11 protein-coding genes and 2 pseudogenes are annotated in these 14,217 nt (G+C 57.5%); 8 read left to right on the top strand and 5 right to left on the bottom strand.

The window, feature by feature from the left end; translation table 11 throughout:
• A partial coding sequence (locus tag BV911_RS19820) for a hypothetical protein (RefSeq protein WP_205963891.1) occupies window positions 1–188 on the bottom strand: 188 nt, incomplete at its 3' end.
• On the opposite strand from BV911_RS19820, the gene BV911_RS17410 reads away from it, so the two are divergent.
• Together BV911_RS17410 and BV911_RS17400 are read left to right on the top strand one after the other, a co-directional pair.
• Complete coding sequence (locus BV911_RS17410; RefSeq protein ID WP_205963890.1) at window positions 183–1,145, top strand: transposase; 963 nt, start codon at window positions 183–185, stop codon at window positions 1,143–1,145. The two genes, BV911_RS19820 and BV911_RS17410, sit on opposite strands and share 6 nt — an antisense overlap.
• Before the next feature lie 409 nt (window positions 1,146–1,554).
• Window positions 1,555–1,902 (top strand): YigZ family protein, encoded by a 348-nt coding sequence (locus BV911_RS17400; protein WP_086054855.1) that lies wholly within the window; start codon window positions 1,555–1,557, stop codon window positions 1,900–1,902.
• 85 nt (window positions 1,903–1,987) lie between these two features.
• Here BV911_RS17400 and BV911_RS17395 read toward each other — a convergent pair whose 3' ends face one another.
• From BV911_RS17395 to BV911_RS17385, 3 genes and pseudogenes are all read right to left on the bottom strand, one after another.
• Entirely contained in the window at window positions 1,988–2,515 is a 528-nt protein-coding gene (locus BV911_RS17395; RefSeq protein ID WP_086054854.1) for a hypothetical protein, read from the bottom strand.
• Window positions 2,516–3,011: 496 nt separating this feature from the next.
• Window positions 3,012–3,137 (bottom strand): annotated as a pseudogene (locus BV911_RS20425) (IS5/IS1182 family transposase); the annotation flags it as partial.
• 22 nt (window positions 3,138–3,159) lie between these two features.
• Window positions 3,160–4,692: a hypothetical protein gene (locus BV911_RS17385; protein WP_086054853.1), complete on the bottom strand. Its 1,533-nt coding sequence runs from the start codon at window positions 4,690–4,692 to the stop codon at window positions 3,160–3,162.
• Window positions 4,693–4,795: 103 nt separating this feature from the next.
• Between BV911_RS17385 and BV911_RS17380 the strand changes: the two genes are divergently transcribed.
• The 6 genes and pseudogenes from BV911_RS17380 to BV911_RS17355 all read left to right on the top strand — a co-directional run bounded on the left by BV911_RS17380 (window position 4,796) and on the right by BV911_RS17355 (window position 13,452).
• Window positions 4,796–5,050 (top strand): helix-turn-helix domain-containing protein, encoded by a 255-nt coding sequence (locus BV911_RS17380; RefSeq protein ID WP_086054852.1) that lies wholly within the window; start codon window positions 4,796–4,798, stop codon window positions 5,048–5,050.
• Window positions 5,051–5,284: 234 nt separating this feature from the next.
• Window positions 5,285–5,791, top strand: coding sequence for a hypothetical protein (locus BV911_RS17375; RefSeq protein WP_086054851.1), 507 nt, complete (start codon window positions 5,285–5,287; stop codon window positions 5,789–5,791).
• Entirely contained in the window at window positions 5,788–7,947 is a 2,160-nt protein-coding gene (locus BV911_RS17370; RefSeq protein ID WP_086054850.1) for a hypothetical protein, read from the top strand. Before BV911_RS17375 ends, BV911_RS17370 begins: the two co-directional genes overlap by 4 nt.
• A complete protein-coding gene (locus BV911_RS17365) occupies window positions 7,944–10,994 on the top strand; it encodes a site-specific integrase (protein ID WP_139840136.1) in 3,051 nt (1,016 codons plus the stop codon). Before BV911_RS17370 ends, BV911_RS17365 begins: the two co-directional genes overlap by 4 nt.
• Window positions 10,995–11,201: 207 nt before the next feature.
• A pseudogene (locus tag BV911_RS17360) lies at window positions 11,202–11,942 on the top strand (IS6 family transposase).
• A 439-nt stretch (window positions 11,943–12,381) separates the two neighbouring features.
• Window positions 12,382–13,452, top strand: a complete 1,071-nt coding sequence (locus BV911_RS17355) for a replication initiator protein A (RefSeq protein ID WP_086054848.1) — start codon at window positions 12,382–12,384, stop codon at window positions 13,450–13,452.
• A gap of 83 nt (window positions 13,453–13,535) precedes the next feature.
• Here BV911_RS17355 and BV911_RS17350 read toward each other — a convergent pair whose 3' ends face one another.
• Entirely contained in the window at window positions 13,536–13,847 is a 312-nt protein-coding gene (locus BV911_RS17350) for an IS4 family transposase (RefSeq protein ID WP_256388276.1), read from the bottom strand.
• Between the last annotated feature and the right edge of the window lie 370 nt (window positions 13,848–14,217).

The following is a 14,217-nucleotide window of genomic DNA, read 5'->3' as shown; positions in this document are numbered from 1 at the left end:
TGTTCGGCGGCTTCGGTGCCAACCTGCGCCGGTTCTGTCTTGCGCTGCACGCTCAGGGACAGGTGACGACGGAACGGCTGACATCTATCCTGAACGGGATCGGGCTGGAGATATCGAAGCGTCAGGTCGTGCGCATCCTGACCAGCGATCTTGATGGGTTCATTGCTGAGGATCAGGCGATCTTGCAAGCGGGCCTGACCACCGCGCCCTATGTCAGCGTTGACGATACCGGTGCCCGTCATGCCCACCGTAACGGCATCACAACCCAGATTGGCGGGGCACGCTTTTGCGTGTTCAGGACCGGCCGCTCAAAATCGCGGCTGAACTTCCTGTCGCTGCTGAGAGCCGGTCGAGAGGATTACGTGATCAACGACGACGCCCTCACCTACATGCGTCAACGAAAAGTGGCGCCAAGGGTCATCGACCGGCTCGCGGCACAGCCCGATAGATCATTTGCGTCGCAGATGGCGTGGTATGCCCATCTCGTGGCGCTGCGCATTGACGTGTTCGACAGGAGCTTATTGCGCGAGATCAGCGAGGCTGCGGTATGGGGCGCAGTGCGCCACAACGGGTTGATGGAAAACACAGTGGTCGTTTCCGATGATGCCGGGCAATTCCGCATCCCCAATCATGCGCTGTGCTGGGTTCATGGCGAGCGTTTGCTGCAAAAGTTGATGCCCAAGACCAAGCCACAAGCCCGTAAACTGGACGGGTTACGCGATCAGGTCTGGGCCCTGTACCGGGATCTGAAGTTCTGGAAGCAGACGCCCTGCGCGAAGGACACCCCCATCCTAGCCAACCGCTTCGACGACATCTTTCTACAGAGGACAGGTTACAAGGAACTGGATCAGCAGCTCGTCCGCTTGCACCGGCGCAAAGCCGAATTGCTCAAGGTGCTGGAGCGACCCGAGATCCCACTGCACACCAACGCGTCGGAAAACGACCTGCGCACCTGTGTCACCAAGCGCAAGGTCTCCGGCGGCACCATGAGCAAAAACGGCCGCACTGCGCGTGACGTCATGCTCGGTCTGATGAAAACCTGTCGCAAGCTGGGTATCTCTTTCTTCGCTTATCTCGGCGACCGGCTGGGTCTCAACCCGGCTGCGGATCGCATCCCCGCTCTGCCAGAAATGGTCGCCCGGTAAGTAAAGCAAATCGAGCCGCCTGGAAATCTGCCCCGCTTACAGGGGGCGGAGCCGTGGTCTGCGCGGCCGGAGGGATTTTGCGCGGTTTTCTTGCAGGGTGGCTGCCAGCGCCGCAGGCCCGATTTCTACCGGACAAAAAAATGGCGGCATCCCGGGAGGAGGGGAATGCCGCCAAATCACTAAAAACAGCAATTGGGTCAGGGAGGAGGAGACCCAATCGAATGACTTGAAGTTAGCGCTAATGCTGCAGGTGCACAATAGCGCAGCCATGCAATTTTTGCAGGGCCGGGTTGCTTGAGGGGCGCTATCCGTGCTGCGAGTCAAGCCGGCGAACCAGCGGACGTCGCCCCAGCTTTGCAGGCATGATGCTTGCTTGATCTGCTCGGGGCGGTCTTGATAGTTCTCCGCCATGCGCATTCTGGAAAACATCATCTCTGATCGTGGGTCGAAATACGCGGTGTCCGGTGGTCCCTGCACAACTCCGCAAGAGGCAAAGGACTTCCTTAAGCAACTTAAGACCCGTAAGAAATTCGCAAAGGCGAGCCACAACAGTTGGGGTCTTCTCACTGCTGATGGTCCTATCAAAAACGATGACGGAGAAAGCGGCGCTGGCATGGTCATTCTGCGCATGCTGGAGCGGGAGAATCTTCAGGATCACATCGTCGTCGTCACCCGCTGGTTTGGCGGAAAACACCTAGGAGGCGATCGCTTCCGGCATATCCAAGACGCTGTGCGGCGTTATCTGACCGAGATATAGGCCGTGCTGCGCCGCTAGGCTTCGGCAATAAAGTCCTTCAGACCGGCGTGGTTGGTTCCGCGCCGGTCCAAGAGGGGGCCTCGCATTATTTCAGGTAGGCGCGCACCAGCGAGGTGTCGTTGTCGCGCACAGCGTTGTCGAGGACGATCAGTTCAGCAAGCGTGTAGTCAGCAGCATCAATGTTCAATGTCGCTTCGAGCTTCTGGTAGGCCGCGTTGGAGGCCGAGATCGTACCGGTGCTGCGGGCGAGACCGCCGTCGGTGTAATAGCGGGCTTCTGCCTCATTGTCGTCGCGTTCAGCGGCACTGATCGCAACCAGTTCAGTCGTGGTGTAGGTGTTGGAGGCCACGCCAAGAGCGTTCGAAAGCTGTAGGCTGGCGGCAGTTGCGCCACGGGTCACCCCACCATTTGCGCCACTTTCCAGAATATAAGACATGGCTTTGCGCGATTGCGTATCCGTATCAGCCCCCTTCAAAGCAACCAGATCGGCCAACGAGTACACGCCCGGCTGAACGCCAAGGTTCCGGGCCAGTTGATCAGCGCCATCGGAGGCGAAGGCAGCCCCGGCGGAAACAGCAAGAGCAACAGCGGCGAATGTGGATTTCTTAAACATTTTATCGTCCTTTGAATGGCCTGCCGGTGGTGGCTGGCTGAATTGTTTGAAGCGTCCGGCCTCATTTTCGGCGTCGCTGGTTGGGGGCCGTCTGTGGCCGTTCCCTGCGTCGTTGAGTGGTAATTGGGGGAGCTTGGACGACTTGAAAATCGCAGGTTCTGACCCCTAGGCTGTGCATTCACGCACATCACATCCGCAAGATGTGGACGCCTTACTGTCAGGGTAGGTCAAATTTGAAAGAACTCGCGGGTGAAACGAAAATATATAGCGAATACCGTTGTTTACAGTAGAATTTTGAGTATTTGGACCTCTGTTTTTAGACAGGGTTCACCACGCCGATTCCACGACTTGTCACAATCCGAGCGGAAATTGGCGAAATACTCACGAAACCTGTGATCTAGAAAACTTCAAAACGATAGAACGATAGAAAGTCGGGTCTGGCGCAGATTTGGCGTGGTTCGTGAGAACTCAGCGCGCAACACGGCCCCAACATCGTCGCGGCGTCCCAGCTCAACATCGCGTTTTTGGGTGGTGGAATTGCAATTTCAATTCCTTTGCCAAAGCGCTCGAGCAGAAGATCATACGTTGGATCGCCGTCGTAGGCGCCATCCGCTAGAAACAGGTCGGCGGTGCCATCAATTTGACTACGTCCGGATCCAGCCCAAAAACTCCTGCCAACTCACCTTATAGGATTGCGCAACATCCGAGGGTGCCCCGAAGGGCAATTCATTTCGCTTGAAGGTCGCGCGATACCCGGACTTCGAGACTATCCCGTGGTTTCGGCAGAACGCGACAAGCAAACTGATCTCGAGAAGATCAGCCTTCCTGATTGCGCTTCGGCGGCCATGCGCTTTATCCAGCGCCTTGCGCAAATCATCCCGAAGCTCGCGAACAGTGACAATGTTGTAGATCGCACGATGCGGGTGGCGCTGGAAATCGGACAATTGGGTAAGCCCGTGCAAGGCCGCATAGACCAGTAATTCGTCGATTGACCAAACCAACGCTGGTGCGGAACTCGAGATACGCAGTTCCTGCGGGTCCTGCCATGTCACTGCACACACCGGATTCAGCAGCGAAACGACATGCTCGAGAAATGCCTTGGTGTCCTGCAGGCGGGCAATTTCGGCGTCGAGGGAAACAACGGCTAGGTTTGCGGCGGCGTATTTCGCCAGTTTGGTCTGTCGTTTTCGGACATAGCTGGGAAACCAAGTCGGCAGGCTATCCGTGCGTCCGATCAGGCTGCGTTCCGAACACATCCAGATTTCGATGTAGGAATTCTGTTCTGGTAAGTAGGCATCGGCACGGGCCGCTCGGCTTTTGTGCGGGAAAGGTAGTGAGGGATGCCGCTCGAACCGGACGTCTGCTTTGATCAACAAATTGAAAACCAAAAGTTCGGCTACACTTTCGCAACGATACCCGTCCTGATCATAGAGCCCGTTGGTCCACTGTCCCTCCGAATGCATTCTCTCTATCAAGAACCGGCGCTTGTCGAATTCCCCGGCGCGCGTCCAGGCCGCCTGATAGGCATGCTTGAAATGAGCAGCGCTGTCGAACTCCCGCGCGAGGTTCAACCAATCATCATCGGTCATTTCCGACCAGTTCCGCGGTGCCCTGCGTAAACCGAGCGCCTCGCGAAACGCGGGCAGCGCAGTTGGATCCTTGCGAAGTGCGTGGAAAAGAACGCTGTCCTCACGCTGCAAATCGGAAAGACTTTGCGGCTCAAGCTTCAACGCCCGTGCCACGAGTTGTGTGCCGCTCAACACTCTGGGATCGTCGACGATCGCCGCCGCGCCGGTCCGGCGTCTGGTCTTCCATCCGTACTGCTGGCCAAGGTGGCTTGTCAGGTTGCGTTTCTGAAGCAATTCCACCAGTCTCCAGTCCCGAACTTTCAGCTCTCGCATAGAGGCAATTCCGTTAAGCTCGATCATGCGCCTCGCTTCGGCGAGCAGTTCGTTGTCAGGCAATTTATTCAAAATGGACGAGCGTCCGGAGCCGGAGTTGCGGCGCGGTGCAAAGCGGTTCATCAAACCGCGCCTGCGTAGCTCCCGCGCCAGTGGCTGATCAAGCTTCCACAATTGAACCCAGGTCAAAGCGCCAGAGGCCAGCGCAAGGGCGAGCAGATCATCGTCTGATTTATGTGCGAGCCGCTCCGGTGGAGGTCGTCGGTTTTTCGTCATCTGTACTCGCCTTCGATCTATCGGCGGGCAGATACATCACCCCTGTTTTGGGGGCAACCCTGATTCAGGGGTAGCAGCGAGGCTCCAGGCACCGGGGAGCGCGATGGCAGGAACGGTTCACACGAAAGCACATCGCGAGATTCTTTCAGCTCTTGTAGAGTTGCGGGACAAAGCCGGACTGTCTCAGGCTGCACTCGCGAAGCTTCTTCACAAGCCCGCATCTTTTGTAGGCAAATACGAATTGGGTGAACGTCGTCTCGATCTTGTCGAAATCATAGTGATTTGCGGCGCCCTGAAGCATGATCCGGTCCAGTTCATGCGGCACGCTATTGAGATATGCGAGCGCGAAACCGGATAGCTTGTTTTAGATGGCCTCGTTCTCGCAGGTAGCCTGCGTTACTCTACAAAACATCCTGCTCGAACGCGGGGTAGACGATTGAAAGGGGTTATAGAGATACTGGCATTTTTATCCGTATACTGACTTTGGTCGTTCCTTAAGTTTTATTGGGGGAATGTTTGATTTTTATCTGACAGAGTTACGGCACCCCGCCTCCTGTCGGATTTAAGTTATTATTGTTTTTGTTTGATTTTTATGTCTTTGTTTATCATTATACGCGGCATGACAGTCACTCTCTATACCCCCGTCAGGAAATCGGCCCAGCGTGTATCGCTACATCCGGCTGCGCGGCAGGCGTTCGAGGTCTGGTCGGGCCTGCGAGGTGGGTGGCAAGCGCCCGGTGATGCTGTCGGTCAAGCCGTAATGGACGGCGCAACATGTCTCGTCTTCACGGGCTTTGAAACCTTGGAGGCGACAGATGCCAATATCCTGATCCGTGATCTGGAGCAGAGTGATGTTGAGAGGTTGGCCTGGCAAGAGGTTGTTCACCTGGTCAGGTCCCTGGCTTCGACGGATCCCGCGCGTCGCACGGGCCTGTCGCAGCTCTGCATGCAGGCGCCGCCCTGGGTGTTCGCGGAGTTGGGGGTCGCGCATGCTGATGCCGAGCGATACTTGCGACGGCAACTCAAGTTGCGCAAGACGGTAGCCGAGCCAACCACCGTTCTGAATGCTCTATTGGCGCGGAAAGACAAATACAGGTGAGCGGGGCAAGCTTTATCTTTGGCACGGCCCCGGTTGCGACCCACGCAGTTTTGCTGGGGCGGGCGCAGACACTGCTGGCGAGCGCGCCTTCGCTGACGTCAGTCGAGCGCGCGCAAGCTCTGGTCGACCTCGAAGCCCTGGCCGGGAACAGCGAGCCGGATCTCGAATTGACTGCGCAGAAGGTTGATGCTGCGAGAAAACGGTTGAATGGTTGTCTCTGGTCAGTGCCGGAGTTTGCAATGGTCACGCAGCGGGTGCCGAAGCGCGACGAGACCGCCTCCACAATCCGGATCTCGAATCTCGCGACGGCCCGCGTTCTTGCAGCAGCTTTGCGCCGCCGGCTCACTTATCCGGCGGATGCGGCGATCTCATCGGCGCTCGACGCGCTAAGGTTGATGAAGACAAAAGAAGCGTTCCTCTTCGACCGCATCGGCGACATAGCACTAGCGGATGGAGCGCTGAGCGATCCGTCGCCATTGCGTCAACGGTTGCGTCAGATCGAAGCGGAGGCCGACCTCGATATCATACCACTGCGTCGGGTAGGTCAGATCGCGCATCTGCTGGAACTTTGGGAGGACAGCAGAACTCCCATCTATCGCAACCGGTACGGCACGGGCGACACCGGCCTGCCGACCGGGGCGTCCCTGGCACCCAGTTTCCTGGCCGGCTCGGTGGAATTGCAGGAAGCAGACGCGTCGCTGACAGAAAACCTGTTTGAAGATCCAACGCCCTCGCATGAGATCCTGGACTTTCCGGCACGTCAAAAGCAATCCAAACGCGTAGTCCGGGCACTTTCGACGCGTGATCTTGCACTTCCTGCAGAATCAGATCCGATGACGGAATATGAAGTAAAAACTCTGGTGCGGATCACAAGTGACAACCCTGACCACGACGGGTTGCGGTATCTTCTGGGCCTGTTGGTTTTCGGGATCTCCGACGCTGTGGTGCGTGATCTGGCGTTGCGCGAAGCCCTGGATGCGAAACGCGAGTTCACTTTCGAGTGCGGAGATTTCGGACTCTCGCTTCGGATGCAGCTGCCTGTTTTCGAAAGTTTCGCTGTCATTGAGGAGGCTATCGGCCTGTGCGCGCCGAGCGATGCCGGGTTGTTTCTGCCGGCACCACTTCAGCCGGATTTGCAAATTCTGCGGTGCCCACCGGACAAGACCTTGATTGATGACGCCCGCGCAAGTGTTCAGCGCCTCCTCGCCCGACCGCTGTCTCTGGGCCGGTTGGCGCGCCACAAGTCGGATTGGCTGTTGCGGGCCGGTGCCGATCACGCAGTCATCGGCCATCTGGTGGGCACGGACCCGCGGGTCCGTGCCCAACTGCACTATACCCAACTTGACGTCGAAACATGCCTCGATTGGCACAACCGCTATATCGAGCAAGGTCTCGGCCTTGAGGCGACCGCTCTGCCACCTCATGGCGGCAAGACAGGATCACGGGCCAGGCTTCCGTCCCCGCTTATCGAAGACCTATTTTCAGAGCAGCGCTTACGGTTGACCAACACTCCAATCGGCCCGGGTTCCATGACATCAGCCCTGCTTACCTATCACAACGAGTTTGCCTGCTACACGTTGATGCTCCTCTTTTTGTCTACTGCGCATCGGCCCGTATCGTCGCCCTTCGAGCGCAGAGGGGATGTCGACCTGGACCGCGCCGTGCTTTGGCTTGCCGACAAAGAAACGCGCGGCGGCCGCGGCAGCCGGCTGCTATGCCTGCCGCCGGTGGCTGTGGCGCAGTATCGCGCCTGGCTGCAGCATGTCGAACGCTTGGCGGACATTCTCGCGCCGCGTTCGCCGGAGCTGCCCGGTGAGCAGATGAAACAGGCGCTGGATGTGAACTCCGAGCTCCCATTGTTTTTCCTCCTGAAGGACGACAAACGGGTTGAACTCGATATGGCGACCTATGCGACTCAACTCGAAGAAGTTTTTCCGGTTCAATTGAATTGGGCCCGGCATATCTTGCGCAGCGAGCTTGTTGCGGCGGGAGCGCGCGCGCAGGCAATTGACGTGTTTATGGGTCATGCCCATCTTGCCGAAGATCCCGGTGCCGCAACTTCGGGTGTCGCCATTGAGGATCTGCGTGATCTGGCGGAGCAAATCCAGAAATACCTTGAGCGGATTCATGTCACCGCAGTGAGGTCCCGCTTGTGAGCACGACCGGTCGGGAGGCCCGCAAGGCGCAAAAACTTCGCAGCTCAACGGTTTTACTGATGGAGTTCCGTCGGGTGGTCGACGTGCGGGCACCCTGGTTGGACGGCCTCAGTCGTTGTGACGGCGATCCGGATGAGGCTCTCGGACAAATCCGTGCTGATCTTGCGCAAGTCGCGCGTTACAAGGAAGAGGCCGCCTGGCTCACCAAGGAATTGTACCGGAGAATCGATCACTGGAACATGGTCTGGACCGGCGATGAAATCGCCGCGCCGCCGCCGATCGTTTCGATTTCATCCCGCCCTCCGGCCTGGAGCGCCGCCCGCCTCCGTGCTCTCGAGTTTGCTGATGCTGTGGCTGACAAACTTGAAGAGACAACAGCCTCCGTCCAGCCCGTCGATGCTGATCTGCCGCGGCTGATCAGGCGGGCCCTCCTGTCTGCCGCTCTCAACGGAGGGCTGTGCGCGCATGGTGAACTCGACGCATTTGCAAGATGGCTTGGATCTGAGGATCCGCGGCTGACACGAGCTCCGGGTCAGCCGGTTTCGATGGATCTGAAGCTTCGGGGCGATGTCCGAAAAAAGCTCTCTTATGTCAGTGGCGAAGACGATGCCGGGCCCTTTGCCTTGCGCCGCTGGCTCGTGGATGGAAAAACTCTCGCAGAGATTGCCGATATTCTGAATTCCGAAGGCGACCGGCGATCGGGGGTCCGGGCCTTTCTTGGTCGACCCGAGAAACTTTACCGCAGTCTGCTTGATACGCTGGAGCTTAAGGCACCACGCAACGTCGGATCGCTGCGGGCCTTTCTGGACGGAGCCATCGCCCGTGCCGAACTCGCGGAGCGGCGCCTCGACCGGGCCCACGCGCAACTTGCTGCGAGTCGGGTGCTGACCTTTGGTGCCGATCCGTCGTCTTGGCAGGCAGCGCTTTCGGATCAGCCATCCTCGATCACCGCGACAGATCTGGAAGCAGGTACCGCCTCGCTGCTCGACGAAGAACACGTGCAGGCGGCGTCTTCGCAGCGGGTCGCAGGTGTCCGGCAGGACCCGACGTATATCCGTTTCCTGGCGGTGATCGGAGAAACGAGAACTCAAACCGGCAGCGACATGACCAGCGCTGATGAAAAGGACACGCCGTTGTTGCTGGCACGTCGCATCCGCGACGCAATGCAGACACGTGACTGGCCGGACGCAATGCACCTGCTTGCCGACTGGTACCTGCATATGCTCGAGGTCGACGGCTATAAGGTCGGGAGTATTCGCAGGTATCACTCGACCCTGGCCGGGATATTCTTTGAACAGGCGGGACAGGTGCCGCTAGGGCATCTTCCGCCCGAGGATGTTGAAGAGCTGTATTCAATGATCCTTGAGGCGGACGAGCGCAGCGCGATGGAATACGCGAATTTGCGCGGCGCGTTGCGGCGAATGCACCAGTTTGCCCGCGGCCATCCGCGCTGGCAGTTCCCCGATCTTGACGAAGGAATGTTTGCGGGCGCGTCTTCTACCGTTCATGTGCGGGCGATGTATATCTCCCATACGCAATTCACGTGCGCGAGAAACCTTGTGCGCCGCGATTTTTTTGACACCCCCGAGCTGGCCGCGACGCTCGATTCCCTTCTCGTGTTTCTTTACCGGACAGGGGCCCGCATCGGCGAGGCCACGAAAGCGATGCTGCAGCATCTGGAATTAGACGAAACGAATCCTACACTGTTCATTCGCCCGTCAAAATTCGGGAACAACAAGACCCCATCGGCGCACCGTCAGGTGCGCCCTCTCGCTCTGATGTCGGCTCAAGAAGCCGAGACCTTCGGGGCCTATCTCGGGCGCCGGCGTCTCATGGGAGGGGAGGGGCCCCTCTTCGGGATGACCCATAAGGGTCGTGTTCTGCCGTTTTCGCGTAAGAGTGTCGGGGAGTACCTGTCCCGTATCCTCAGGCAGGCGACGGGCGTGGAGGGTGTGAGTTGCCATAGTCTCCGGCATTCGGCTGCAAGCAATCTCTATCTTGCCATCGCTGAAGGACGGGATCCGTACCGGCATCCTCAGCTCGACCATCACGCGCTGGGAAACCAGTTGACAGGCTGGTCCATGGCAGAGCGGAACAAGATCGCGACCGCAGTCGCGCCAAGCCATATGTTCCGGGATTGCTGGCAAGCACTTGCGCGCCACATGGGACACGGATCTCCGGTGACAAGTTTCGAGACCTATATTCACCTGACTCAATTCGAGATATTCCGGCAAGTGGCGCCAGAAATCCCTGAGGCGATTTATGCGGGTCTGTGCAACCGTCTGGTTGCGTTTATGGATGTCTTGCGGGGCTCTGCTCCGACGGTGCCCGAAGAAATCGACGATCACGAGAGCCGGGCACTTACCGTCGAGGGTCTCTACCATGCCCTCGATCTGATTGATGACGGATTACCCCCGTCCCGCGCGGCGGGCGCGGTATTCGCGCCAACCGGGGATCTGACGTCCCGATTGAACACCGCCCGACACCTGTCGCGTCTTGCAACCTCAGCGAAAACGAAGGCCCTGAGACTGCAACCGCCGGAGCGTGCAGGGCGGCTGGCACCGGACCCGCTTGATCACCCGCGCCGTGAGACGGGCCTGGCAATGGCGCAGGCGCTGGCAGATTTGCATGAAGCCTCGCCGCGAGAGGTCAATTACTGGCTGAGAGCCACACTTGGTGGCGCGACGCAAAGCAACCCCGGCACGCGGCTCTCGACGCCGCGCGATCTCGGGCGCTGGCTTGCTGTCGCGCTCCAGATGACCGAAAATCTGACAGGGCGCTGGTGGATTCAGTTGATCACCCCTGACCGGAACGATCCGGCATTGGACTATCCGGACTGGCGAGGCGTCTGCCCGGCGAAGACGATTTTTTCGAAGAGGCCGCAAAGCAGGATTGCCAATCCGGTGGCGCGGGTCCGGTACCTGATGGTGCCAGAGGATCAGACGGAGCCGTCACATGATCCGCGCGCGTCCTATGCCGGCTCCCCTGTCTTTGCGGCTCACCTTGCCGCGATTTTGATCAAACTCAGGATCGAACCCGAGAGCTGACTATCAAGCGGTTCGCCGCCCACTTCTTCCCTGTCTCTCGGGTCCGCCAAAGGCCAGCGCCGAAATCGTCGAACAATTGATCGATTTCGTTTCTGAGCGAAAGCATCGATGGCCACCCTTCCAGGTAGTGTCGCAAACTTTCATGCTGTCAGCCCGACTTCAGATGAAGCATGATTTGGGAAGGCTTTACACGATTGGGACGGAACGATGATTGACTTCAAGGGCGCACAGTACCCGAAATCCGTCGTCCTGTACGCGGTCTTCTTTTACGTCCGCTACGGTGTGTCATACCGTGACCTGGAAGAAATCATGGCCGACCGGGGCGTCACCTTGGATCACTCGACTTTGAACCGATGGGTCGTCAGATACGCGCCGCAGATCGCGGCAAATGCCCAGACCATGAAGCGACCAACTGCCATTTCCTGGCGCATGGATGAGACGTACATCAAGGTTAAAGGCAAGTGGACATATCTTTACCGGGCTGTCGATCGTAACGGCTAAACCCTTGATTTCATGCTGTCTGAGCGCCGGAATATGGCTGCGGCCCGGCGGTTTTTCAAGCGGGCTATCGGCACGAATGGCGTACCAGACCGGGTCGTCATCGATAAAAGCGGTGCCAATTTCGCTGGGTTGGAGCGCGTCAATGTGATCCTCAAGTTCACCGGTGCCGGAAAGATCATCACGGTTCTGCAGGTCAAATACCTCAACAACATCATCGAACAAGATCATCGTTTCATCAAGCGGATCACCGGCCTCATGCAGGGGTTCAAGGCGTTCCATTCTGCGGCCGCCACAATCGCTGGAATCGAGACGGCTCACATGATCCGGAAAGGGCAGTTCGGCTCCAACGGCCTCACCGCAGTTTGCGGCGCTCGCAGCATAAGTGTGTCCGGGGTGTGGCCGCCATCGGGCTTGCTAAAAGTTTGCGACACTACCCCCGTAAATTAGTCCGGTCATGTCGGCCGAACAAGTTGGCAATGCCGTATTAAGGCATCCTTGGATATTTTGGATCGTTTCAAGAGACTCTGTAAAGAGGATCGTCGGACTTACGCTGATATGCTTGGTATTCTCATGGATCGTTACGAAGGAAAGTAGGTTGGTGGGTTTGGGTGGTTGTGAACGTTTTGAACGCTGTAGTGTTTATATGTGTTTAATTTAGTGTTACGTCCTAAAAAATATGGGCTAACTCATTTAATTTATTAAAAAGTTTTTACGAGACAGTTCCTAATACCCCGAATCTCGGTTCCTGATACCCCGAACAATCGTTCCTGATGTCCGCGTTTCTGTGGGCAAAAAATGAGGATTCGTAGGCAGAAACTTGCGTTGGGTTCCTGATACCCCGAATTCAACGCTTGACGCGGGTTCCTAATACCCCGATCGTCCGGCTATGTCAGTTCCTGATACCCCGAATTTGCTTGATCAATTGCTTCCTGATCGTCATCCGCAAGCGGACTTCTTTATCTGTGATGTCGCGGATGCTGTTCTTAAAGACTTGATGCCATCGATGGAGCATCCATTCTATGCGCTGAGCAAGAAGCCTGACACCTCGATCCGTCGTTATGAACACGAAGGAAAATGGCTTGAAGTTGTTCCTAGCGTGAAGGGTCAAGCGACGATCTACGACAAGGACATCCTCATCTACGTTGTGTCGCAGATTATGCATAGGCTTAACCGTGGGGAACAGGTTGAGCGTCGCTTGCGGTTCAACCCGCGGGATCTTTTGATTTTTGTCAATCGGGGCACCGGCGGCAAGGATTACGGTGCGTTTTGCGAGGCGCTTGATCGTCTCATGGGAACGGTCATCAAGACGAACATCACCACTGTTGGTTCAGATGACACTTTGCCGCTTGGCGATGAAGAGCAGCTAGGATGGTTCCATCTTATTGAAAAAGCGCATATTCAGCGGAAAAATAACGATGATAGCGGTCGCATTATGTGGGCCGAGATTGAAATCAGTGAGTGGATCTTTAACAGTATCCGCCGGAAGTCGGTTCTAACTCTTCACCGTGACTACTTTCGGCTGCGGAAGCCCATCGAACGTCGGGTATATGAGATTGCGCGCAAGATGTGTGGAGCTCAGCCGGTTTTTGAGATCGGCCTCGGGAAACTTCTTAAGCGAACGGGCGCGCGGACGGAGCTGAAGCGCTTCCGACACACACTCAAGGAAATAGCGACCCACAATCATCTTCCCGACTATTTCGTAATGTTTGACGAGGAGCGGGATGTGGTTGTTTTTCAAAGCCGGGGCACGGTGGTGTCCATCAGCGGGAAGGATCGTCCCGAGATTGGGCACTTGCAGCCAGATACCTACGAGCGCGCCAGAGCGGCGGCGCCTGGCTGGGATATACGGGTTCTTGAGCAAGAGTGGCGTGCGTGGGTTGTCGAGGTTCCCAAAAGCGCCGACGCAGCTTTCGTCGGGTTCTGCAAAAAGCGGTTTGCGGAGAAGGGGTGTCCGTAGATTCGGGGTATCAGGAACTTGATATGAGTTTTTCAAAAACCGTTTTCTGCCGCAATATTGTAACCGCTCCATTGTGCTTGCAGTTACCCATAAGTGTGTGGAGGCGACGTTGCGACGCGGGCTCCTTCGACGAGGTCGGCTAGGCGGGAGAAACCCCGCCATATGACGGTCGTCCCCGGTGGCGCGTCGGAAGCGCGGTCGAGATAACCTCCGAGCCGCGCGAGCGCCCTAACATAGAAGGCAAGATCGCGCGGTGCCTGGCGCATTCTTTCCGGCGTCGTCTGTTCGAGCATGTGGCGCTCGACTTCGGTGAAGACAGCAGCCGGCGCGGCTTCCGTTGCCTCGCGGCTCAGCATGGTCAGCCATGACACCCGCCAGGCAACGACACAGCACAATGCGATGCAGTTGGCTAGGCGTTCAGCCGTGGCCAGGCGCAGCTCTTCGATCCGACATCCCGTTTTCAGGGTATCCGTCCGGTGTCCCCGCTCTGACGGCGTGATGGAGTGCCTGCTAGATGTCCACCATGGATAGTGGACATCTTGAGGTAAGCGATGGCGGGCAAGAAGGGGCAGAAGAAGCGGGTTTGGTCAGACGAAGAGAAGCGGTCAATCGTAACCGCTCCATTGTGGCCGCCTGCCTGATTTCCGGATGATTTGCTAAGATACGTGCTTAACGACGTCCTTTGCGACGTGTCTTAGGTGGGGTCAGTGATGCGTGGTGAGATACTTGGGTTTGAACGTCGACGCCGTTGGAGCGACGAGGAGA

Origin of the sequence: Pseudoruegeria sp. SK021, assembly GCF_002119405.1 — a bacterium.
Taxonomy (GTDB): domain Bacteria; phylum Pseudomonadota; class Alphaproteobacteria; order Rhodobacterales; family Rhodobacteraceae; genus Meridianimarinicoccus.
The sequence above is the reverse complement of the archived record's forward strand: the minus strand, read 5'-3'. Positions and strand labels throughout refer to the sequence as shown.